Origin of the sequence: Alcanivorax sp. HI0007 (assembly GCF_001635525.1) — a bacterium.
GTDB lineage: Bacteria > Pseudomonadota > Gammaproteobacteria > Pseudomonadales > Alcanivoracaceae > Alcanivorax.
The window spans coordinates 1-262 of sequence record NZ_LWEJ01000105.1 but is presented as its reverse complement, the minus strand read 5'-3'; the positions used below and the strand labels follow the sequence as shown (position 1 = coordinate 262).

1 protein-coding gene is annotated in these 262 nt (G+C 57.6%); it reads right to left on the bottom strand.

The features are described from left to right. Positions 1-58 precede the first annotated feature (58 nt). Positions 59-262 (bottom strand): hypothetical protein (locus A3714_RS06360; RefSeq protein ID WP_156493833.1); only part of this gene is annotated, 204 nt, incomplete at its 5' end.

Sequence of the window (262 nt, the reverse complement as noted above, 5' to 3'; positions counted from 1 at the left end):
CGGATAGACATAAAAAAGCCCGGCACAGGGCCGGGCTTTTTAACAGACGACATCCACGTTATTTGTAGATTTCGCCCTTTTCCGCTTTCTCCACCAGGGAAGCCGGCGGATTGAAGCGATCACCGTACAGCTTGGCCAGCTCCTGGGCACGAGCCACAAAACCGCGCAGGCCACCCTCATACTGGTTAATGTACTGGATCACGCCACCGGTCCAGGCCGGGAAGCCGATACCGAAGATGGAGCCGATGTTGGCGTCCGCCAC